This window comes from Sphingomonas olei, assembly GCF_045369765.1.
GTDB classification, from domain to species: domain Bacteria; phylum Pseudomonadota; class Alphaproteobacteria; order Sphingomonadales; family Sphingomonadaceae; genus Sphingomonas; species Sphingomonas panaciterrae.
This window is the reverse complement of the sequence record NZ_JBIQEU010000010.1, coordinates 1-21,790: the sequence shown is the minus strand read 5'-3', so window position 1 is coordinate 21,790 and position 21,790 is coordinate 1. Positions and strand designations below refer to the sequence as shown.

22 protein-coding genes, 1 tRNA gene and 1 pseudogene are annotated in these 21,790 nt (G+C 66.7%); 17 read left to right on the top strand and 7 right to left on the bottom strand.

The features are described 5' to 3' along the window. The first annotated feature begins 9 nt into the window (after positions 1-9). The 5 genes from ACH0BU_RS11975 (at position 10) to ACH0BU_RS11955 (ending at position 3,365) form a co-directional block, all read left to right on the top strand. A tRNA-Glu gene (locus tag ACH0BU_RS11975) sits at positions 10-84 on the top strand. Positions 85-138: 54 nt separating this feature from the next. After that, a complete protein-coding gene (locus ACH0BU_RS11970; protein WP_500264054.1) occupies positions 139-894 on the top strand; it encodes an SDR family NAD(P)-dependent oxidoreductase in 756 nt (251 codons plus the stop codon). 46 nt (positions 895-940) lie between these two features. After that, positions 941-1,708, top strand: a complete 768-nt coding sequence (locus ACH0BU_RS11965) for a LamB/YcsF family protein (protein WP_334654674.1) — start codon at positions 941-943, stop codon at positions 1,706-1,708. Further along, the gene (locus ACH0BU_RS11960) at positions 1,705-2,370 is read left to right on the top strand and encodes a 5-oxoprolinase subunit B family protein (protein ID WP_500264053.1); all 666 of its coding nucleotides are present in this window, start codon (positions 1,705-1,707) and stop codon (positions 2,368-2,370) included. The genes ACH0BU_RS11965 and ACH0BU_RS11960 overlap by 4 nt, the downstream gene beginning before the upstream one ends. 35 nt (positions 2,371-2,405) lie before the next feature. Continuing rightward, on the top strand, positions 2,406-3,365 hold the full coding sequence (locus ACH0BU_RS11955; RefSeq protein ID WP_500264052.1) for a 5-oxoprolinase subunit C family protein: 960 nt from the start codon (positions 2,406-2,408) through the stop codon (positions 3,363-3,365). A 40-nt stretch (positions 3,366-3,405) separates the two neighbouring features. Here the strand turns inward: ACH0BU_RS11955 and grpE are convergent, their stop codons facing one another. Both grpE and hrcA read right to left on the bottom strand, forming a co-directional pair. Next, complete coding sequence (gene grpE / locus ACH0BU_RS11950; protein WP_211095228.1) at positions 3,406-3,951, bottom strand: nucleotide exchange factor GrpE; 546 nt, start codon at positions 3,949-3,951, stop codon at positions 3,406-3,408. Between the two features lie 25 nt (positions 3,952-3,976). Continuing rightward, the gene (gene hrcA / locus ACH0BU_RS11945) at positions 3,977-5,020 is read right to left on the bottom strand and encodes a heat-inducible transcriptional repressor HrcA (protein WP_211095227.1); all 1,044 of its coding nucleotides are present in this window, start codon (positions 5,018-5,020) and stop codon (positions 3,977-3,979) included. 156 nt (positions 5,021-5,176) lie between these two features. Here hrcA and rph point away from each other — a divergent pair, with 156 nt between their 5' ends. After that, complete coding sequence (gene rph / locus ACH0BU_RS11940; RefSeq protein WP_046411647.1) at positions 5,177-5,893, top strand: ribonuclease PH; 717 nt, start codon at positions 5,177-5,179, stop codon at positions 5,891-5,893. Beyond that, on the top strand, positions 5,890-6,516 hold the full coding sequence (rdgB, locus tag ACH0BU_RS11935; RefSeq protein WP_500264051.1) for an RdgB/HAM1 family non-canonical purine NTP pyrophosphatase: 627 nt from the start codon (positions 5,890-5,892) through the stop codon (positions 6,514-6,516). Before rph ends, rdgB begins: the two co-directional genes overlap by 4 nt. 20 nt (positions 6,517-6,536) lie before the next feature. Here the strand turns inward: rdgB and ACH0BU_RS11930 are convergent, their stop codons facing one another. Next, a complete protein-coding gene (locus tag ACH0BU_RS11930) occupies positions 6,537-7,118 on the bottom strand; it encodes a CAP domain-containing protein (RefSeq protein WP_500264050.1) in 582 nt (193 codons plus the stop codon). Between the two features lie 12 nt (positions 7,119-7,130). On the opposite strand from ACH0BU_RS11930, the gene hemW reads away from it, so the two are divergent. The 10 genes from hemW to phaR all read left to right on the top strand — a co-directional run bounded on the left by hemW (position 7,131) and on the right by phaR (position 16,687). Next, on the top strand, positions 7,131-8,285 hold the full coding sequence (hemW, locus tag ACH0BU_RS11925) for a radical SAM family heme chaperone HemW (RefSeq protein ID WP_500264090.1): 1,155 nt from the start codon (positions 7,131-7,133) through the stop codon (positions 8,283-8,285). An 89-nt stretch (positions 8,286-8,374) separates the two neighbouring features. After that, the gene (locus ACH0BU_RS11920; protein ID WP_145118758.1) at positions 8,375-9,907 is read left to right on the top strand and encodes a CoA-acylating methylmalonate-semialdehyde dehydrogenase; all 1,533 of its coding nucleotides are present in this window, start codon (positions 8,375-8,377) and stop codon (positions 9,905-9,907) included. A gap of 6 nt (positions 9,908-9,913) precedes the next feature. Continuing rightward, the gene (locus tag ACH0BU_RS11915; RefSeq protein ID WP_052742571.1) at positions 9,914-10,378 is read left to right on the top strand and encodes a hypothetical protein; all 465 of its coding nucleotides are present in this window, start codon (positions 9,914-9,916) and stop codon (positions 10,376-10,378) included. Beyond that, positions 10,375-11,220: a formyltetrahydrofolate deformylase gene (gene purU / locus ACH0BU_RS11910; RefSeq protein ID WP_500264049.1), complete on the top strand. Its 846-nt coding sequence runs from the start codon at positions 10,375-10,377 to the stop codon at positions 11,218-11,220. Before ACH0BU_RS11915 ends, purU begins: the two co-directional genes overlap by 4 nt. 9 nt (positions 11,221-11,229) lie before the next feature. After that, entirely contained in the window at positions 11,230-12,375 is a 1,146-nt protein-coding gene (locus ACH0BU_RS11905; protein ID WP_046410152.1) for an acyl-CoA dehydrogenase family protein, read from the top strand. A 99-nt stretch (positions 12,376-12,474) separates the two neighbouring features. Beyond that, positions 12,475-13,521 (top strand): enoyl-CoA hydratase/isomerase family protein, encoded by a 1,047-nt coding sequence (locus ACH0BU_RS11900; RefSeq protein WP_500264048.1) that lies wholly within the window; start codon positions 12,475-12,477, stop codon positions 13,519-13,521. A gap of 53 nt (positions 13,522-13,574) precedes the next feature. Continuing rightward, complete coding sequence (locus ACH0BU_RS11895) at positions 13,575-14,357, top strand: enoyl-CoA hydratase-related protein (RefSeq protein ID WP_046411653.1); 783 nt, start codon at positions 13,575-13,577, stop codon at positions 14,355-14,357. 75 nt (positions 14,358-14,432) lie between these two features. Beyond that, on the top strand, positions 14,433-15,350 hold the full coding sequence (gene mmsB / locus ACH0BU_RS11890; protein WP_350026932.1) for a 3-hydroxyisobutyrate dehydrogenase: 918 nt from the start codon (positions 14,433-14,435) through the stop codon (positions 15,348-15,350). Continuing rightward, positions 15,347-15,805: a GreA/GreB family elongation factor gene (locus ACH0BU_RS11885; RefSeq protein ID WP_136451715.1), complete on the top strand. Its 459-nt coding sequence runs from the start codon at positions 15,347-15,349 to the stop codon at positions 15,803-15,805. The genes mmsB and ACH0BU_RS11885 overlap by 4 nt, the downstream gene beginning before the upstream one ends. 339 nt (positions 15,806-16,144) lie before the next feature. Beyond that, complete coding sequence (phaR, locus tag ACH0BU_RS11880; RefSeq protein ID WP_046410158.1) at positions 16,145-16,687, top strand: polyhydroxyalkanoate synthesis repressor PhaR; 543 nt, start codon at positions 16,145-16,147, stop codon at positions 16,685-16,687. Between the two features lie 40 nt (positions 16,688-16,727). On the opposite strand, the gene ACH0BU_RS11875 is transcribed toward phaR, so the two are convergent. The 4 genes and pseudogenes from ACH0BU_RS11875 to ACH0BU_RS11860 all read right to left on the bottom strand — a co-directional run. Further along, positions 16,728-18,062, bottom strand: a complete 1,335-nt coding sequence (locus tag ACH0BU_RS11875) for an AAA family ATPase (RefSeq protein ID WP_500264047.1) — start codon at positions 18,060-18,062, stop codon at positions 16,728-16,730. Between the two features lie 72 nt (positions 18,063-18,134). Continuing rightward, positions 18,135-19,502 (bottom strand): oligosaccharide flippase family protein, encoded by a 1,368-nt coding sequence (locus ACH0BU_RS11870; protein ID WP_500264089.1) that lies wholly within the window; start codon positions 19,500-19,502, stop codon positions 18,135-18,137. Between the two features lie 89 nt (positions 19,503-19,591). Beyond that, entirely contained in the window at positions 19,592-21,070 is a 1,479-nt protein-coding gene (locus tag ACH0BU_RS11865; RefSeq protein WP_500264046.1) for an O-antigen ligase family protein, read from the bottom strand. A gap of 33 nt (positions 21,071-21,103) precedes the next feature. Beyond that, a pseudogene (locus ACH0BU_RS11860) lies at positions 21,104-21,697 on the bottom strand (right-handed parallel beta-helix repeat-containing protein); the annotation flags it as partial. Between the last annotated feature and the right edge of the window lie 93 nt (positions 21,698-21,790).

Sequence of the window (21,790 nt, the reverse complement as noted above, 5' to 3'; positions counted from 1 at the left end):
CCCCTCGCTGGCCCCTTCGTCTAGTGGTTAGGACGCGGCCCTTTCACGGCTGAAACACGGGTTCGAGTCCCGTAGGGGTCACCAGCTAAAAGCCCGCTTCGCCGGACTGGCGCCATGATGGGCGTCAGGAGGGGCGAGATGAGTTTCGATCTCACGGGGCGCACCGCGCTGATTACCGGCGCATCGTCGGGCCTGGGCGCTCACTTCGCTGAAATCTTCGTTGCTGCGGGTGCGCGGGTCGTGATGGGCGCGCGCCGTGTCGATCGGGTGCGCGACCTTGCCGACCGGCTCGGGGATCGTGCCTTGCCGGTCGCCATCGATGTCCTGGATGAAGCCTCCATCACCGCCGCTTATGATGCCGCCGAAGCGCATTTCGGCGCGATCGACACGGTTGTCGCCAATGCCGGTGTTGCCAATGGTGGCCGCGCGATCGACATCCCCGCGGACAAGCTGCGCCAGACGATCGATACCAATTTCACCGGCGTGCTGCTGACCGCGCGAGAGGGGGCGCGGCGGATGATCGCCGCCGGCTCGCGTGAGAGTGGCCGCGGCCGCATCGTGCTGATCGGGTCGATCACCGCGCACGTCACCGGCCATGGCGACAGCGCCTATGCCGCGTCGAAGGCGGCCGTCGCGCATCTCGGCCGCAATCTGGCGCGCGAATGGGTGCGGCTGGGCATCAACGTGAACGTGCTTCAGCCCGGCTATATCCAGACCGAGATTGCCGGCGACTGGTTCGAGACCGAGGGCGGCGCCCGGCAGGTCGCGGGCTGGCATCGCCGCCGCTTCATGCCGATCGACGTCCTCGACCCCCAGCTGCTGTATTTCGCCTCGGACGCGAGCGCGATGGTGACCGGGTCGGTGATCGACATCGACGACGGCCAGTCACTCTGAACCACGCGGCTTCGACAATCCGATGCTGGACGCGTAAGCAGGCGCGGTGCGGACGATTGATCTGAATGCCGATCTGGGGGAGGGTTTCGGCCCCTGGACGATGGGCGATGATGCGGCGATGCTGTCGCTCGTCACCAGTGCCAATGTCGCCTGTGGCGGCCATGCAAGCGACCCGGAGACTATGTTCCGCACGCTGGAGATGGCGCGCGATCGGCGGGTCGTCGTCGGCGCGCATCCAAGTTACCCCGACATGGCCGGCTTTGGTCGTCGTCGGCTGATCGCGCCGCCTGAGGAGATCACTCGTTTCGTCGCCGCGCAGGTAGGGTCGCTGGTGGCGATCGGTGCGCTCGCTGGGCATCGCGTCCGCTATGTGAAGCCGCATGGCGCACTCGCCAATGTCGCGGCGGTGGAGCGCGACGTGGCCGATGCCATCGCGCGGTCGGTTCAGGCGATCGATCCGCAGCTCGGCATCCTCGCCATCGCGGGCACGCAGCTTGAGCTCGCGACCCGTGCGCTCGGCATGACGGTGTATCGTGAGATCTACGCCGATCGCGGCTACACCGCGGCGGGCCTGCTGGTGCCGCGCGATCAACCCGGCGCGATCATTCACGATCCGGCGGAGGCGACCGATCGCCTGCTGCGCTTCCTCGAAACCGGCGCCATGCTCACCGTCGATGGCGGGCAGGTCCCGCTACAGGCGGATTCGATCTGCGTGCACGGCGACAATCCCTCCGCGGTCGACATGGCGCGATCGATCCGCACGGCGCTGAGCGAACACGGCATCGCGATCACCTCCTTCGTGCACGACGCATGACGAGCCCGGTGCTCCGGCCGGCAGGTGCGGCGGCGCTGCTGGTCGATTTCGGCGAAACTATCGACGATGCGGTCTACTCGCATGTCGTAGCGCTCGATCAGGCCGTGCAGGCCGACCCGCCGGTGGGCCTGTGCGAGACGGTGCCGGCGTACGCCAGCCTCCTGCTGGTCTTCGATCCGCTGATGACGGACCACGAAGCGGTGGGGCGCCATGCACTCCGGCTGGTGACGAACGCAGAAAGGCTGACGGCAGCACCTCGCGTCCATGACGTGCCGGTCTGCTATGATGGGGAGGCGGCACCCGACCTCGCGGCGGCAGCCGAGGCGCTGGGAATTACGCCGGAGGCGCTGATCGAGCAGCATCTGGCGGGCGACTATCGGGTGTATATGTACGGCTTCGCGCCGGGATATGCCTATCTCGGCGGGGTGCCCGAGGCGATCCATCTGCCGCGCAAGCCGGCCGCGGTACGCGGCTATCCGGTGGGAAGCGTCATGATCGCGGGCCCGCAATGCCTAATCACGACGCTGCCTATGCCGACCGGCTGGTGGGTGATCGGGCGCACAGCGGTGCGCGTGCTGGATGCAGATGCCCAGCGCGCGTTCCTGTTCGATCCCGACGATCGCGTGCGCTTCACGCGGGTTCATGGGGATATGTTCGGGTGAGCCGGGTGCGTCTCAGGATCGTTGATGCCGGTCCGATGACCAGTGTGCAGGATGGCGGCCGGCCCGGCTGGCGCCGCTTCGGCGTGCCGCCCTCGGGACCGGTCGACCGGCGCGCCTTTGCCGCTGGGATGGCGGCGTGCGGAGGCAGTACCAGCGGCATCGAAGTCGCGCCCGGCGGCCTGACGTTCGTGTGCGAGGAGGGCGCGGTGGCCATGGTGGTCACTGGCGCTGCGCAGGCCACCGTCAACGGGGTCGATCTTGGGGGATGGAGCCGCTTAACGCTGCCGCAGGGGGCGACATGCGTCGTGCGGGTCGAGCAGGCGTGCTGGGGCTATGTTGCCTTCGCCGGAACGCTGCAGGCGCCGTCGTGGCTCGGCAGCCAGTCGACGCATCTGATCGCGGGGCTGGGCGGGGGGCGGCTGGGCGCGGGCGACGTGGTGGAAATCACCGAGGCGCGCGAAAACCTGGCCTTTGCGATGTTGCCGGCGGCGCCGGATCGGCCTGTGCGCGGCCTTTTTCGCGCGGTGCTCGGCCCCCAGCAGGATCATTTTGGCCAGGAGGCACTCGCGCTGCTGACGTCGGCCAGCTTTGTCGCGACGAGCCGCTTCGATCGCATGGGGCGGGGGCTCGACGGGCCGGCGCTCCAGCCGCTGCGGATCGACATGCCGAGCGGGCCGGCGGTGCGCGGCGCGCTACAGATTGATGGCGAGGGGCGGGTCAGCCTGCTGACTGCCGACCATCAGACGACGGGCGGCTACCCGCGCATCGCGGTGGTGATAGAGCCGGATATCGATGCGCTCGCCCAGCTGCCCCCCGGCGAGGCGGTGCGGTTCGAGCTGGTCAGCGCGGCCGAGGCGATTGCCGCGACCCGAGCCGCGGCGTCACCCGATCAGGCGTGGCTGAAGGAAATTGCGGCGGGCGTGCGCCAGCGCGCGCCATTGATGTTGGCCAATCTGGTCGACGGCATGGCGGTGCGGCAGGGCACCAGCCGGTAGCGGCCCGCCTGACGGCAGGCAGGCCGCGGGGGCCGGGAGCTCAGGCCGGCTTCTTGGCGACGCCGACAAGCGAGGGGCGCAGCAGCCGGTCGCGGATCATCCAGCCCGACTGCATTTCCTGCACGATCGTGCCCGGCTCCGCGTCCGAAGGCACTTCGATCATCGCCTGGTGCCGGTTGGGGTCGAGCGGCTGGCCCATCGCCTCGATCCGGGTCAGGCCGTTGCGCTGGAACACGTTGACCAGTTCACGCCCGGTCGCCTCGATCCCGGCGATCAGCCCTTTCACCCGCTCATCCTCGCGCAATTCGGCGGGGATCGACGACAAAGCGCGTTCGAGGTTGTCGTTGACGCTCAGCACGTCGCGCGCGAAGTTGGTCGCGGCATAGGCGCGGGCATCGGCCACGTCCTTTTCGGCACGGCGGCGCACGTTCTGGATCTCGGCCTGCGCGTAGAGCGTCTGCTGCTTCGCCTCGGCCAGCTGGTTCTCCAGTTCCGCCGTGCGGTCATGCTCGGCCACTTCCGGCGCCTCAGCAGCGGTCTCTTCGCGGAGATCTTCGGCCGGCGGGGTGCTTTGCGTGTCGGTCATCATTTCCCTGTCATCTTCTGGCTGCTCAACCCATCAGGCGAGCGAGCGTTGCTGCCGTGAAATCCACCATGGGCACGACGCGGGCGTAGTTCAACCGCGTGGGGCCGATCACACCCACCACGCCGACGACGCGGCCGTCGCTGCCGCGGAACGGCTTTGCGATGACGGACGAGCCGGACAGCGCGAAAAGCTTGTTCTCCGCACCGATGAAGATGCGCGTCGCGTCGCCCGCGCGGGCAGAATCGAGCAGCGCGGCGATTTCCTGCTTTCCGTCGAGATCATCGAGCAGATCTCGCACCCGATCGAGGTCGGCGGCCGCCGCATCGTCGAGCAGCCGGCCCTGGCCGCGCACGATCAGCACCGGGCGGCGTTCCCCATCCTCGCTCCAGACCGCGATGCCGCGTTCGATCAGGACGCGGGCCGCGCTGTCGAGCGCCGCGCGATCGCGCGCCAGTTCCTGGTCGATCCGTGCGCGGGCCGCCGCCAGCGTCAGGCCCGACAAAGTGGCGGACATGTAATTGCCCGCCTCGATCAGGGCGGAGGCGCCGACGCCGGGCGGAAGATCGACGACGCGATTTTCCACCGCGCCATCCTCGCTGACCAGCACGGCGAGCGCCTGTCCATGCGACAGGGGCACGAAGCCGATCGAGCGCAGCACCTGTTCGCGTTTCGGCACCATGACCAGACCGGCGCAGGCGGAGAGGCCCGACAGCGCCGCCGTGGTGGCGGCCAGCGCCTCCTCCACCGGGCCGCCAAGACCGGCGCGCGCCTCGATCGTGGCGCGTTCATCGGCGGACGGCTCCAGCGCCTGCATCATGCCGTCGACGAACAGGCGCAGGCCAAGATCGGTCGGCATCCGCCCGGCCGAGGTATGCGGGGACGCGAGCAGCCCGGCCTCCTCAAGCTGGGCGAGGACGCTGCGGATGGAGGCGGGCGAGAGGTTGAGCCCGGCCTGCGCCAGCGTCTTCGATCCGACCGGCTGGCCGCTGTGGAGATAGCCGTCGACTACGCGGCGGAAGATGTCGCGCGCACGATCCGACAATTCGGCGATGGGAGGGGATGCACTCACAACGCAAATCTAGGGAAGACAGGCTGGCGCGACAATTGCCAAGCGGCTACCGCGGTTGCACATCAACATCCTGATGACATTTGCCGATGGTCGCCTTCCTCCCGGAAACCAGCGCCCATGCAGATGGTGTCGGATGATCTGCGGAGAATAATGATCATGCGTCCCAGCGGCCGTGCGCCCGACCAGATGCGCGCCATCACCATCGAGCCGAATTTCACCCGTCATGCCGAAGGGTCGGTGTTGATCGGTTTCGGCGACACCAAGGTGCTGGTCACCGCCAGCGTCGAGGAACGCGTGCCGCCGTTCCTTCGCGGCAAGGGCCAGGGCTGGGTGACGGCGGAATATGGCATGTTGCCGCGCGCCACCCACACCCGCGGCAGCCGCGAGGCGGCCAAGGGCAAGCAGTCCGGCCGGACGCAGGAAATCCAGCGGCTGATCGGCCGTTCGCTGCGCGCCGTCACCGACATGCAGGCGCTCGGCGAGCGGCAGATCGTGCTGGATTGCGACGTGATCCAGGCGGATGGCGGCACGCGGACGGCGTCGATTTCCGGCGCGTGGGTCGCGCTGCGCATGGCGGTGAACAGCCTGATGGCGGCGGGCAAGATCGAGAAGGACCCGATTTCCCAGAAGGTCGCGGCGGTGAGCTGCGGCATCTTCCAGGGGCAGCCGGTGCTCGACCTTGATTATGACGAGGATTCGAACGCGGACGCGGACGCCAATTTCGTGCTGCTGCAGAACGGGCATATCGCGGAAGCGCAGGCGACCGCCGAACATGCGACCTATGACGAGGAAGCGCTGCTGCGCCTGCTGCGGCTGGCCCGGATCGGTTGCAACGAGATCTTCGCCGCGCAGGATCGGGCGATCGGCGCATGAGCGGCGAGGGGAACGAGCCGCAGGCGATCCGCAAGCTGCAGCCCGGCAAGCTGGTGATCGCCAGCCACAATCCCGGCAAGGTGCGCGAGATCGCGGCCCTGCTGGCAGGGCACGGCCTGGAAGTGGTGTCGGCCGCCGAGCTCGACCTCCCCGAGCCGGAAGAGACCGGCACGACATTCGTCATGAATGCCGAGCTGAAGGCGCAGGCGGCGGCCGACCTGTCGGGCCTTCCGGCGCTGGCCGATGACAGCGGCATCTGCGTCGATGCGCTGAACGGCGAGCCGGGGATCTTCTCCGCGCGCTGGGCGGGCGAGACGAAGGATTTCGGCGAGGCGATGCGCCGAGTCCACGCGCGCGTGTCGGAGATCGAGGATGCGCCGCGCGACGCGCATTTCGTCTGCGCGCTGGCGCTGGCCTGGCCCGACGGCCATGTCGAATGGTTCGAGGGGCGCGTCGACGGCACGCTCGTCTGGCCGCCGCGCGGGACCAAGGGGTTCGGCTATGATCCGATGTTCCTGCCCGACGGACATGACCTGACGTTCGGCGAGATGGAGGAAGAGGCGAAGCACGCCATCAGCCACCGCGCCGATGCGTTCCGCCAGATGGTTGCCGCCATTTTCTGACAATGGCGGGCCGGCGCGCGTCAGAGCGTGCGCTGGCCCACCACGTTGCCGGGTGGGCTGTACCGGCAAACCAGATAATCGTCGCGCCGGTTGGACGCGATCGCGCAGCCGACGCGCGTCGTGTTGCGCCAGATGATCTGGGTATAATGCGACACGTCACGCCACTTGCCCGTGCGGCTGAACGCGGGCGTGACGCCGTTCACGAAATAGCGCTGCTCGGCCACCCAATGCCCGGACATTTCGTCGAAGCGATAGGCGCCGCGCGTGCCGGTCCACAGATTTTCCCCCTCACGCGTCGGGCCCTGCGGCTGCCTGGCGTGGGCGAAGCGGCGGGTGCGCGCCAGTTCACGGGCATAGCGACTGGCCGATGCGGCCAGCGCCGGATCCCAGGTGAGCGGCGGGACGCCCACCTCGGCCCGCGCGCGATTGTGCGCGGAGAGCATGACCTGCCTCAGCAATGCGCCGCCACGGGGGGCGGGCGCCTGCGACACCTTTTCCTCATACACCCGTTCGGGGCCTTGCGCGCAGCCGGAAAGAAAAAGGCAGCCGGAAAGAAAAAGAACGAGCGCGGCGAGGTGGCGTCGGAGGAGCATCGCGGCCATATCGGCGGCACCATGCCCTTCGACAATGCCCTGGCGCTCTACATTCATTGGCCGTTCTGCGTCTCCAAATGCCCCTATTGCGACTTCAACAGCCATGTGCGCGCCTCCGTCGACCAGGAGAAGTGGCGCGAGGCGCTGCTGATCGACCTTGCGCATGAGGCCGCGGTGCTGCCGGGGCGCAAGCTGCGCTCGATCTTCTTTGGCGGGGGCACGCCCTCGCTGATGCCGCCGGCGACCGTCGCCGCGTTGCTGGACGCGGCGGAGCGGCATTGGGGGTTCGACGAGGGCATCGAGATCACGCTGGAGGCGAACCCGTCGTCGGTCGAGGCGGCGTGCTTCGCCGATCTGGCGGTGGCGGGGATCAACCGCGTGTCGCTGGGGCTGCAGGCGCTGGACGACGCGGCGCTTCATTTCCTGGGGCGCGCGCATGACGTGGCGGAGGGGCTGGGCGCGCTCGAGATCGCGCAATCGGTTTTCCCGCGCGTCAGCTTCGACCTGATCTATGCCCGGCCCGAGCAGACGCTGGCGCAATGGGAGGCGGAGCTTCGCCGTGCCTTGTCGTTCGGGACCGAGCATCTGTCGCTGTACCAGCTGACGATCGAGCCCGGCACGCGCTTCGCCACCGAGGCGGCGGCGGGGCGGCTGACAATCCCTGATGGCGACGATGCGGCCGACCTGTTCGAGATGACGCGCGCGATCACGGCGGCGGCGGGGTTGCCGGCTTATGAGATCAGCAATCATGCCCGGCCGGGTGCGGAGAGCCGGCACAATCTGGCCTATTGGCGCTACCAGACCTATGCCGGGGTCGGCCCGGGCGCGCATGGCCGGCGGCAGGGGCTCGCCACCGTGCGGCGCAAGAAGCCGGAGAACTGGCTGACCGCGATCGAGCGCAACGGGCACGGGATGGAGGCGGAGGAGCCGCTGGCCCCCGCGACGCAGGCGTCGGAAGCGTTGCTGATGGGGCTGCGGCTGCGCGAAGGCGTGGATCTGGCGCGGATCGCGGCGATGGCCGGGCGCGACATGGCCGCCATCGTCGATCTTGCCGCGATCGCTCGGCTGCCCGAGCTGATCCGGCTCGACGGCAGCCGCCTGACGGTGAGCGAGCAGGGGATGCTGCTGCTCGACGCGATCCTGCCGGAAGTGGTGCGCGATTCCGCGCCTGCCTGACCGGCCGGCGGCGCGTCCAGATTGCAAGCGATGGGTTGTCGGTGCGGAGGCGCCGACGCTAAAGGCCCGACAGAACAACGGAGAGTATCATGCGCGTCATCGACCATCACATCGTCGGCCATCAGGGTGGCGCCGGCGGGCGCGTGTCCGAGGTGTTCGATCCCAATACCGGGCGCGTTCAGGCGCAGGTGACGCTGGGCACGCAGGCCGATCTCGATCGGGCCGTCGCGGCTGCCGAGGCAGCGCAGCCGGCCTGGGCCGCGACCAACCCGCAACGCCGGGCGCGCGTGATGTTCGCGTTCAAGGCGCTGGTCGAGGCGAACATGGACGAGCTGGCGCACCTCCTGTCGTCCGAGCACGGCAAGGTGATCGCCGATTCCAAGGGCGACATTCAGCGCGGGCTGGAAGTGGTCGAATTTGCCTGCGGCATCCCGCATGTGCTGAAGGGTGAGTTCACCCAGGGGGCGGGGCCGGGCATCGACGTCTATTCGATGCGCCAGCCGATCGGCATCGGTGCCGGCATCACGCCGTTCAACTTCCCGGCGATGATCCCCTTGTGGATGGGTGCGGTCGCCACCGCCTGCGGTAATGCCTTCATCCTGAAGCCGTCGGAGCGTGACCCGTCGGTGCCGGTGCGCCTTGCCGAACTGATGCGCGAGGCGGGGATGCCGGAGGGCATCTTCCAGGTCGTCAACGGCGACAAGGAGATGGTCGACGCGATCCTCGATCATCCGGCGATCGGCGCGGTCAGCTTCGTCGGATCGTCCGACATCGCGCATTACGTCTATCGGCGCGGTGTCGCGGCGGGCAAGCGCGTGCAGGCGATGGGCGGCGCGAAGAACCACGGCATCGTCATGCCCGACGCTGACCTCGACCAGGTGGTCGCCGACCTGTCGGGCGCGGCGTTCGGCTCGGCTGGCGAACGCTGCATGGCGCTGCCGGTGGTGGTGCCGATCGGCGACAAGACCGCCGATGCGCTGCGCGAGAAGCTGATCCCCGCGATCGAGAAGCTGCGTGTCGGCGTCTCGACCGATGCCGAGGCGCATTACGGCCCGGTCATCAACGCCGCGCACAAGCAGCGCGTCGAACAGTGGATCCAGACCGGCGTCGACGAGGGCGCGGAACTGGTCGTCGATGGCCGCGGCTTCACGTTGCAGGGGCATGAGGACGGGTTCTTCGTCGGCCCGTCGCTGTTCGACCGCGTGACGCCGCAGATGAAGAGCTATCAGGAGGAAATCTTCGGCCCGGTGCTGCAGATCGTCCGCGCGCCCGACTTCGAGACCGCGCTTCGCCTGCCGAGCGACCATCAATACGGCAATGGCGTCGCGATCTTCACGCGCAACGGCCATGCCGCGCGCGAATTCGCGGCGCGCGTCAATGTCGGCATGGTGGGCATCAACGTGCCGATCCCGGTGCCGGTCGCCTATCACACCTTTGGCGGGTGGAAGAGGTCCGCCTATGGCGACACCAACCAGCACGGCATGGAAGGCGTGAAGTTCTGGACCAAGGTGAAGACCGTCACCCAGCGCTGGCCGGACGGCTCCGCTGATCTGCCGCGCGGCAGCGAGGACGGCGGCCCGTCGCGCGTCCAGGACGCGTTCGTCATCCCGACGATGGGCTGAGGTACCTTGGCGCGTAACTTCCTGTTTGCTGCCGCAGCCGCGGCGTCACTCGCCGCCTGCGGCACGCCGGTCGAGGAGATCGGCAACAATGCGCTGGAAGCGGCGGAGAACATCGTGGCGGTCGACAATATCGCTGCGATCGTTCCCGTCGAGATCAAGCCGCCGGTGAACCGTCTGCCCCAGCCCTTCATCGGGCGCTGGGGCCTGACGGCGGAGGATTGCACGGGCACGGCCGGGAACAATGCCGGGCTGATGGTGATCGCGCCGGACCTCCTGACCTTCTACGAATCGCGCGCCGCGGTGCGCGGTCTTCAGGCGATCTCCCCGACGGAGGTCCGCGTGACGCTGACCTTCACCGGCGAGGGGCAGGAGTGGACGCAGGAAACACCCCTGATCCTCGGTGAGGATGGCGTCACGCTGACGCGCCTCGTCGACGGTCGCAAGCTGCAATATACGCGGTGCGGCGCATGAGCGGGGGAAGCGCGACAGGCTGGATCCTGACCTTTTCCTGCGAGGACCGCGGCGGGATCGTGGCCGCGGTCGCCGGCTGCGTGGCGGAGGCGGATGGCTTCATCCTCGACAGCCAGCAATATGCCGATCTTGAGAGCGGCCGCTTCTTCATGCGGCTGGTGTTTCGCGGGCCGGACTGCCGAGAGGGGCTGTCGCGCGTCGCGGCGCGGTTCGGGTTCGACTGGACGCTGGTGCCGGCCGATCATCGCCCCAAGGTGCTGATCGCCTGTTCCAACACCTCGCACTGCCTGAACGACCTGCTGCACCGCTGGTCGATCGGCGCGCTGCCGATCGAGCCGGTCGGCGTGGTGTCCAACCACACGACGTTGCAGGGGCTGGCGGAATGGCATGGCCTGCCGTTCCATCACCTGCCGGTATCGGCCGCCAACCGCGCGGAGCAGGAACAGGCGCTGTTCGACCTGTTCGAGCGCAGCGGGGCCGAGCTGCTGGTGCTGGCGCGTTACATGCAGATCCTGTCGGCGGACCTGGTGGCCAAGGTCGCCGGACGCTGCGTCAACATCCACCACAGCTTCCTGCCGAGCTTCAAGGGGGCCAAGCCCTATCACCAGGCGCATGCGCGCGGGGTGAAGCTGATCGGGGCGACGGCGCATTACGTCACCACCGACCTCGATGAAGGGCCCATCATCGAACAGGCGGCGGAGCGCGTCGACCATCGTGCGACCGTGGAGGAACTGATCGGCATCGGACGCGATATCGAGGCGCAGGTGCTCGCGCGGGCCGTTCGCTGGATGGCGGAGCGCCGCGTCCTGCGCAATGGTGCACGCACCGTTGTCTTTCGCTAGAGCCGGAACATGACTGACCAGTTTGATCTTACCGACGACCAGCGCGAGATTCAGGATCTCGCGCGCCGCTTCACCGCGGACCGTATCACCCCCTTCGCTGCCGAATGGGACGAAAAGCACATCTTCCCGCGCGAGACGATCAAGGCCGCCGCGGAGCTTGGCTTTGCGGCGATCTATGTCAGCGAGGAAAGCGGCGGGATCAATCTCGGCCGATTGGAAGCCGCGCTGATCATGGAGGCGATGGCCTATGGCTGCCCCGCCACCAGCGCCTTCATCTCGATCCACAACATGGCGTCGTGGATGATCGACCGCTTCGGCTCCGACGACCTGAAGGGCCGCTATCTGCCCAGCCTCGTCACCATGGACAAGATGGCGAGCTATTGCCTGACCGAGCCGGGCTCCGGCTCCGACGCGGCGGCGCTGAAGACCAGCGCGCGGCTGGAGGGCGACCATTATATCGTCAACGGATCGAAGCAGTTCATTTCCGGCGCGGGCGAGAATGAAGTCTATGTGACGATGGTGCGCACCGGCGCCGATGGCCCCAAGGGCATTTCCTGCCTCGTCATCGACAAGGACATGCCGGGCGTCTCCTTCGGCGCGAATGAGCGCAAGCTCGGCTGGCATGCGCAGCCGACCCGGCAGGTATTGTTCGACAATGTGAAGGTGCCGGTGGCGAACCGCGTCGGGCAGGAAGGCGAAGGCTTCCGCTTCGCCATGATGGGCCTTGACGGCGGTCGCCTGAACATCGGCGCCTGTTCGCTCGGCGGGGCGCAGCGCTGCCTGGACGAGGCGATCGCCTATACCAAGGATCGCCAGCAGTTCGGGAAGCCGATCGCCGATTTCCAGAACACGCAGTTCACGCTCGCCGACATGGATACCGAGCTTCAGGCGGCGCGCTACCTGCTCTATGTCGCCGCCGCGAAGGTGACGGCGAATGCGCCCGACAAGACGCGCTTTGCCGCGATGGCCAAGCGACTGGCGACCGACACCGGTTCGTCGGTGGTCGATCGCGCGCTACAGCTGCACGGCGGCTATGGCTATCTGATGGATTACCCGATCGAGCGCTTCTGGCGCGACCTGCGCGTCCATTCGATCCTGGAGGGAACGAACCAGGTGATGCGGATGATCGTCGGCCGCGAACTGACGCGCCAGTAACTGTCCTACACGCGGTACGTGTGAGAGAAGATAAGATCGCCTGCGAAACGAACGTCTTTATCTTCTCTCTCTCACGCACAAGTTTCGGGAATTTTGCGGATGACCAGTGACGTTCTGACCTTTGTCGACGGGCCGATCGGCCGCATCCGGCTGAACCGCCCGAAGGCGATCCACGCGCTCACCACCCCGATGTGCGTCGCCGTGCTCGACGCGCTGGAGGCATGGCGCGGCGACGATGGCGTCCGGGCGATCATCGTCGATCACGCGGAAGGCCGTGGCTTCTGCGCCGGCGGCGACATCCGAATGCTCGCCGAAAGCGGCGCGAAGGACGGCGCGGAGGCGCGTGAATTCTTCCACACCGAATATCGCATGAACCACCGCCTGTTCACCTATGTGAAGGCAACGGTCGCCTTCATGGACGGCATCACCATGGGCGGCGGCGTCGGCATTTCGCAGCCGTGCCGCTATCGCGTGGCGACCGAGAACACGAAGTTCGCCATGCCCGAAACCGGCATCGGCCTGTTCCCCGATGTCGGTGGCGGCTGGTATCTGTCGCGCCTTCCGGGGCGGATCGGACAATATCTGGCGCTGACCGGCCACCGGCTCGACGGCGAGGAGACCTTCGCGCTGGGCCTCGCCACGCACTACCTGCCGGCGGATCAGGTCGAGGAGGCCAAGCGCCGCATCGCTGCCGATCCCGGCGCGATCGTTGAGGCGCTGGATACGCTGTCCGCCGAGCCGGGGCCGGCGGCGCTGCTCGACAAGCGCGCCGAGATCGACCGGCTGTTCGCATCGGACAAGCTCGAGGACATCTACGCCGCGCTGGAGGCGGATGGCGGTGAGTTCGCCGCCGCGACGCTCGCGACGCTGAAGACCAAGTCGCCGCAGACGATGAAGGTCAGCCTGAAGCTGCTGAAGGACGGCAAGGGGATGGCGAGCTTTGCCGACGAGATGCGCCAGGAATATGCCGTCGGCGCGCGCGTGGTGCAGCGCCACGACTTCCTCGAAGGTGTCCGCGCGGTGATCGTCGACAAGGACAATGCGCCGAAATGGGATCCGGCGACACCTGAAGGCGTCAGCGATCATGTGATCGACCAGATCTTCGCACCGCTGCCCGATGCAGAGGCGTGGACGCCGCACGATTGACCAATGAACCCTTCGCCGCTGGCAGTGCCGCGGCGAGGGATGGGGAGAGAATGATGACCGACTACGCCAACATCCTCGTCGAGCAGCGCGGTGCCGTCACGCTCGTCACGCTCAATCGCCCGCAGTCGCTGAATGCGCTGAACAGTGATGTGCTCGCCGATCTGTCGGCGGCGTTCGGTGCGTATGACAAGGACGACAGCCAGCGTTGCCTCGTCCTCACCGGATCGGGCGAGAAGGCGTTCGCCGCCGGCGCGGACATCAAGCAGATGGCCGACATGGCCGCAGCCGATTTCTTCCTGCAGGACTTTTTCGCCGGCTGGCAGACCGGCGTCGTGGCGACGCGCAAGCCGTGGATCGCGGCGGTCAACGGCTTTGCGCTGGGCGGCGGGTGCGAGCTCGCGATGATGGCGGACTTCATCTACGCGGCCGACACGGCGAAGTTCGGCCAGCCCGAGATCAAGCTTGGCGTTGCGCCGGGCATGGGCGGCTCGCAGCGGCTGACGCGTGCGATCGGCAAGGCCAAGGCGATGGAAATGTGCCTCACCGGCCGAATGATGGATGCTGCCGAAGCGGAACGCTCGGGCCTCGTCGCCAAAGTGGTGCCGCTCGCCTCGCTCCTTGAAGAGACGCTGAAGACCGCGGAACTGATCGCCTCGATGCCGCCGATGGCCGCGATGGTGAACAAGGAAATGGTCAACACGGCCTTTGAGACCGGGCTGGCGCAGGGCATCCTGACCGAGCGTCGACTGTTCCAGATCCTGACCGCGACCGAGGACAAGGCCGAGGGCATGGCCGCTTTCGTCGAGAAGCGGCAGGGGGTCTGGAAGGGGCGCTGAGCCCCCGCCGGCTCATCCGCACGAACCACCATTGAACAGCGGGGCGGGTGATCTCAGCTCCGCGGGACAAGGCGCCTGCCGCAGCGGCGCGGCGCTAAGGAGAAGAATATGGCACGCGTTGCATTCATTGGCCTGGGCAACATGGGCGGCGGCATGGCCGCGAACCTGGCCAAGGCCGGCCATGATGTGCGCGCCTTTGACCTCGATGCCGAAGCGCTCAATCGGGCGAAGCAGGCGGGGTGCCTGCCCGTTCAGAGCGCGGCAGAGGCCGTGGTCGGCGCGGAGGCCGTCATCACCATGCTCCCCGCCGGCGCCCATGTCGCGGCGACGTACAAGGAGGCCGTGTTCAGCAATGCGGCGCCGTCGGCCGTTCTGATCGACTGTTCCACCATCGACGTACCAACCGCGCGCGAGCTGGCCGCGGCGGCCGCAGCACGCGGGCTTGAGGCCGTCGATGCGCCCGTATCGGGCGGGATTGCCGCCGCCAATGGCGGCACGCTGACGTTCATGGTCGGCGGCACCGCAAAGGGGTTCGAAGAGGCGCAGCTCTATCTGGAAGCGATGGGCAAGGCGGTTATCCATGCCGGCGACAGCGGCGCGGGGCAGGCCGTGAAGATGTGCAACAATTTGATCCTGGCGGGTACGATGATCGCGACCTGCGAGGGGCTGGCGCTGGCCGAGCGGCTGGGGCTGGACCTGCAGGTTTTCTACGACATCGCCAGCAAGGCGACGGCGCAGAGCTGGTCGCTCAACACCTATTGCCCGGTGCCGGGCGTCGGCCCGGAGAGTCCCGCCGACCGCAATTATGAGGGCGGGTTCGCCGCTGCGCTGATGCTCAAGGATCTTCGCCTCGCCATGGGGGCGGCGGAGCGGGCGGGCGTCGACCTGCCGTTCGGCACGCACGCGACCGAGCTGTACTCCTCGTTCGTCAATGGCGGCAACGCGGGCACCGATTTCTCCGGGATCATCCGCACGCTTCAGGACAAGCCGTGAGCGTCGCCTTTCGCCGGGAGAGCGACGAGGAGCATCGGGAGCCGCGGTTCGAACTGCCGCTGCCCAGCGGACCCAATCTCGTCACCGAGCGCGGCCTTGCGCTGATCGAGGAGCGGATCGCGGCGCTGACCGAGGAACAATCCGGCGCGGACGAGATGCGCGCGACCGAGATCGCGCGCGAGCTTCGCTACTGGAATACGCGCCGCGTGACGGCGGTGCTCGCCCCGCGGCCACCGGAGGACGAGGTGGCGTTTGGCAGCCGCGTCCGCTTCACGCTCAACGGCAAGGAGCAGGAGATCGTCATCGTCGGTGATGACGAGGCCGATCCGGCAGCGGGGAAGGTCGCGTTCTCGGCACCGCTCGCCCGCGCATTGATCGGCGGTGCTGCGGACGAGGTGGTGGCGTTCAACGGACGCGAGGATGCGATCACGATTCTGGACGTTCGCCCGGACTGAGCCGCGGCGGCCCGGGTCTGGTGGACTGCCGCGTGGCGGGTTTTCTGGAAGCCTTGCCGTACGTGGCTACCACGGGGTCGGCGACCCTCAGCTTCGTGGTCGCCGGGTAATGCTGCGCAGCATGGCCAATGACGCGCAGACGGCGCTCTTCGCGCCCAGGCATGAATTCGGCGCCTGCCGTCAAGCTGCCGTCAGGTCTTGCTACGATCGAGTGAAGCTAAGTTTCTGCATGCTGCACGCCTTTTGCGCAGCATGACACCGATGTCTCAAAGGTCAGACTTGTTGCAGCGCCATATGGGATGCTGTACCGCGGAAAGACATCATTAGCGGGGCAGCGCGATGAAGAAGCAGCATAGCGTAGATGGCGTGATCATCATCAAAAAATACGCCAACCGGCGCCTCTACAATACCGAAAGCTCTTCCTACATCACGCTCGAGCATCTCGCCGCGATGACCCGCGATGGCCGCGAGTTCAAGGTCGTCGACGCCAAGACCGACGAGGATATCACCCACAGCATCCTCACCCAGATCATCATGGAGGAGGAGGGACGTGGCGATCAGCCGATGCTGCCAGTGAACTTCTTGCGGCAGCTGATCTCGATGTACGGCGACTCGATGCAGGCCATGGTGCCCGGCTATCTGGAAGCGTCGATGGAAAGCTTCCGCCGCAACCAGGCGCAGTTCAAGTCGGCGGTCGAGGGCGCCTTTGCCGGATCGCCCTTTGCCGAAATGGCCAAGCGCAACATGGCGATGTTCGAAGCCGCGACCAGCGCGTTCAAGCCGGCGGCGACGGCAGCGCCGCCCGCGAGCAAGGATGATGAGATCGCCGCGCTGAAGGCGGAATTGTCCCGCCTTCAGGAGAAAGTGAACAAGCTGGGCTAAGACGGCCTACGCGCGCTACGTTGGCGAGAGCATTGGTCGGTCAGGTTGCGGCGTCGCTGCAGCTGCGCGCATGAGCGAGCATCAGTCGTACCCACAGGAACAGGGGTACGCCATCGTCGCTGAACACATAAGTGTCTGGTTCGTCGACGACGGGAACGATCAGGCCATATCTGTCATGAAGCGGCTGCAGGAGGGCTGACGTATTCGGCTGGCCGGCCGGATCACGCGGGATCTGCGCCACGGGCAGTCGAAAGCTGTTGATCAGGGACACCTGCGCGAGGCTGCCCAATGCCCGCTCGTGACCGTCCCGTATCGCTTCGTCCACACGCAATCTGGTGCCCGGCGCGATGCGTAGCTGGAGATGGTCAAGCACCTGACCCATTCCTCGTTCGACGTCATTGTGATCCACCCGGTCGGAGCGTCGCTCGAGCGCCGCAAACCCGGCATGCTGGGCGATGAGGCTGGCCAGATAAGGAAGCCCCAGTGCCGCCAGGCTGATGAGCTGCAGCGCCTTGGGCGTGAAGCTCATCCCGCTGGCTTGTTGTCCAGCGTCGATCAAGTCGGCGATCTCGTCCTGCGTCATGTTGGGCAGTAGCAGGCCCAGGATGTTGCGCCGGATCGAGGGTACATGCTCGATGATCTCGGTCAGGCTCTGCGCGACGCCCGCGATGATCAGCTGAACACGGCTGCCGCGGTCGGACAGGTTCTTGATGAGCTCTGCGATCGACCGGCGCAGATCCGCATCGCCCGCCCGGTCGAATTCATCGAGGACCACAAGCAGCCTCGTTCCGGCAAGCCGATCGAAGATGTCGGATACGAGATCCACCGTCAGCGGCTGATCGTCGAGCAGGTCCTTGAAGCTGAGGCCGGATTCGATCTCATTGGCGGTGGGATCATAGCTGTCGTGGAACAACAGCGGCGTGTCCGCCAGGATCGCGCGGAACAAGGCGTCGAAATTGCTGCGTTCACCGCAGGATACGTAGCGTACGAGATAACGGGATTCGCGGGCGATACCGCACAGGACGTGCAGCGTGGATGTCTTGCCGATGCCCCGCGGACCGAAGAGCACGACGTGCAAATATTGATCCTCCACCGCCCGTATGACGGTTCGAAGCAATTCACCCCGTCCAGCGAACCTCGTTGGCTCCATGACGGGTCGGGCGGGCGTGAAGGCCGCCCTTAGCCGGAGGCGAAGCTGGTCGTAGCTGCTGGTGCTGGGGGCGACGCGATCGACCGCTGTGCCGCGGAAACGGGGAAGGACATGCGCCGTGCGGCGCGGCGTTGCGACCGGCTGCTCGATGTGCGGCGCCGATCCGATTTCCGGCGTGGTCGCCTGCTCTTGTGCCTGGCCGAACAGGGAAGACCACCATCGCATATCGTATTCCGCTCATTTTACCGTGCAGCATCGGTGATGCTGGGGGCGGGTTCCGGCAAGCGGGCTGGTCCGTTATGGATAGATCTTGCTTTGTTCCGCCGCTTTGTGCTGGCCGAGCCGAGGGATTGCAGCGAGGATTGAGGAGCGGTTTGCCGTCAATCCCGCGAGCCGCAGCCCGACAATTGCGAAAGGGGCGGCGAGCAACAGCGCATAATAGCCGTTCACATAGTGTGCGAGCAGGACGAGCGTGATCGAGGCAGCAAGAAGCGCCAGCGTGGCATAATAGCCATCGTGCATGCGGCCATGGGGCACGTTGGTGAACAGGCCAGCACAGTAGGCAGCGGCGAGTTCCGCGCCGATCCCCGCGAGGATCATGGCGTCGATCCTGCCGGTTGTTGCGGCGATCGCCAGTGCGGCCGGCACGCCGGCGAGCCGCACGATATTGGTGTAAAGCGGGCTGCGCGTTTCGGCAGAGGCAAGGGCAGCAATCGCGGGCGCGGCGCGAAATAGTCGCAAGGCGTTCAGGCAAGCGAGCGGCACGATGTACGCAGCCGCGGCATGAAAGCGGGCGCCGAACAGGAGGTCGAGCACGGCCGCTCCGAGAAGCAGTGCGCCCACCGTCAAGGTCATTGCCAACAGCGCGGAAAGGGCGATCAGGACGGTGTAGAGATGTGCATGATCCTGCGGCCTTGCCTGTGTTTTCGCCAGTGCGGGCAGCGCCAGCGTCTGGAGGGACTTGGCGGCGAGATTACTGGGGATCATCGTCAGCATCAGCGCCGCGCTGAACCAACCCAGGGATTCCGGGCCGAACCTATTGAGGACGATCATCCGGTCACCGTTCAGGATGAAGAACATCAACAGGCCGTTCACGACCAGCGGCCAGCCAAAGCGGAAGGCATGCCGGGCGATCGTGCCGTCGAAACTGACCCGATAGCTCTGCTGGACACCGACGTGGGAGAGGGCGACGGCGCTCACCTGCTGCGTGAGGATGGCGGCCAGGGCGACGCGGTGATCGTGGAAGAACCAATAGGCTGGCAGGATGGCGAGCAGGCCCAGGGGTTGCGAGAGCAGCGACCGCAGCGCTTGCGGAGCGAAGTGTCCATCGCGCTGCATTCGGAAAATATCTAGGTTTGTGAAGGCGTTGATGAGCGGAACGACGGTGAGGATCAGGTAGTCGCCGGTCTGGCTGATGGTTTTGGTGGCCGCGGCGAAGATGAAGGCGACCAGTATGAGAAGGATGGTCGCCATGAAGCTGACCACGATCTGCGCGCCGTGGAGGTTGGAGACGAAGGCAGGATCGTCGGCACGGGGATCCTGCACCACGAGACGGTTCAGGCCAACGTTCTGAAATGTCTCCACAATCGTCATCAGTATGGCGAAGGTGGCGGCGAGGCCGAACTCCGTCACGGAGAGCAAGCGGGCGAGCAGGACGTTGCGCACGAGGACCGCGGCGACGTCCACGCAGTTGCTGAACAGTACGATCGATCCTGATCGCAGTAAGCGCACGGTGATGGATTCCTTGCCTTGGATCAGGATGGCAGTGGCGCGAAATGGCCGGCGACGACGGGGGGAGCGGCCTGTCCCCGGCGCACTTTGGCCTCGTTCCGGGGGCGAGCGGCCTCGACCAGCCAGCCGCCCGCGCCGAGCACGAACATCAGCCAGATGTAGCTGTTGTTCCAAAGGTGAACGCTGACGATGGCGACCATCGTCGCGACGACGGCGAAGACGTAGCCGAGGCGGATTGCCGCCTCATCGTCCCCGGCTGTGCCGCCCTTTGATGCGCGGAACAATGTGAGCATGAACACGGACGCCAGCAGGGCGAGGCCGACCAGCCCGTAACGGTAGGCGATGACGAGCCAGAAATTGTCCATGCTGTTGCTCATGTACGCCGGCCGTTCCCATTCGTCGGTGCCGTGGCCGATCAGCGGGCTGCGCATCACGTCTGCCGTGCCGAATTCCCAGATCAGGATGCGGTTGTAGGAGTTGCGGGTGTTGAAGGTGGCGTAGTCGACGAAGAGGTGAAACGGTGTTCGATCCGACAGCAGGTCGGTCACGACAAAGGCGGCGACGCACAGGGCGATGAGGATGATCCAGCGGCGCTGGACGCGGCGGAGCAGCAGGTTCCAGATCATCAGCGCGAACTGGACGTTCATGCTGAGCAGCGCGCCGGTGGACAGCGAGGTCAGCGTGGCTATGGCCACGGTCGACGCGATGCCGCTGCGGAACGCGAGCGTGCGACGGGCGGCGGTGATGTAGATTGCCGGCGCCATCAAGGTTGCACAGAAGACGCCGAGGAGGATCGGGTGTTCGAACACGCCCTGCGCGCGGCTGAAGCCCCAGCGTTCCTCCATATAGGTGGGTGCGAGTGCCTGTCCGAAGCGGCCGGCCAGGTCGAGCAGCGGCTTCGTTCCGCTGACGGATTCCCAGATGAGGAAGGGGGCGAGCAGGATGACGCCGACGATCGCGACGGCGAAGGTGTAGCGCATCGAGGGTGCGTCGCGCACCAGCACGCGGCCCGCAAAACAAGCGCCGGCGCTTTGCAACAATACGACGCCGGCCGGCTCGATCGCGTCGCGCGGGTCGAGCAGGAGGAAGCGGGTGGCCGCGGCCCAGATGGCGAAGGCCAGCACTAGGGCGTCGATCACCGACCGCTGCCCCGCGCGGCCGACTGCCCACAGGCCCAACATTACCGGCAAGGTGACGATCAGGAGGATCAAGGAGGGCGAGAGCCGGATCGATCCGACATCGTAGAGCGACGGCAGGAAAAGAGTGGCGATGAAGCCGATGATCATCAGCCGGCGGGCAAGCGACAAATGCGCAGGTGCTGCCGCCATCTCCGTCGGCAGCGAGGGTGTATCGAGCGGCTGCCGGTCCACGGCGGTGTCGGTACGGACGAGCCGCCCATTGTGGACGCGGACGAGCGGCCCCTTGCGCTGAGGCCCATGCGCACGGGAAGCGGGCGTCACCATGGTGCGGCGGAGCGCGAGCGGCCGGTTCAGATCAGTCACTGGCAGGCTGCCATCCCGGCGGCGCGCGGCGCGTCACAGGCCGGGCGCCTGTTGCCGCCACGTCGCATGATAACCGGCCATGGAACGGTTGCTGATCCAGCGGCGCAGCGCGAATCGGCCGCGGTCGCCGGTGACCGGCATGACCGTGTTGCTGGGCGGCGTGGCCGGGGCGGCCGCGCCGATCAGGTAGAGCGGCGCGGCATTGCCGGTGAGGCGGGCCCCTTCCTGAACCCGAATCCAGCTTTTCTGATCGGGGAAGCGCGCGACCACATTGTCCTTCACCACCAGCGAGGGGCTTTTCGACAGGACGGCAATGCCATTGTACATCGCGCCGATGACGATGTTGTCGGCGATCACGACGTCGCGATAGGGCAGGCCGGACTTTTCATCGCGCAGGAAGATGCCCTGCATCGCGGCACCAGCCCCGCGATCGATGATGTTGCCGCGGATCGTGATGTTCGACGCGGCGCTGCCCTGACGCGAGGTCCACATCTGAATGGCGTCGGGGTGATCGCCCGGCGCCGGGGCAAAATCGGTGATCACATTCTCGGCGATGACGATGTGCGAATTGCCGCCGCCGCGCACGCCATCCATCCGCAGATGGTGGAGGTAATTGCCTGTGACGGTCGCGTTATGCGTGTCGTGTAAATGTCAGCGCTGATTGGCACGTCCTGTCAGCGGTAAGTGGCACACCGGAACGGCCGGGTTTGGTGGACTGTG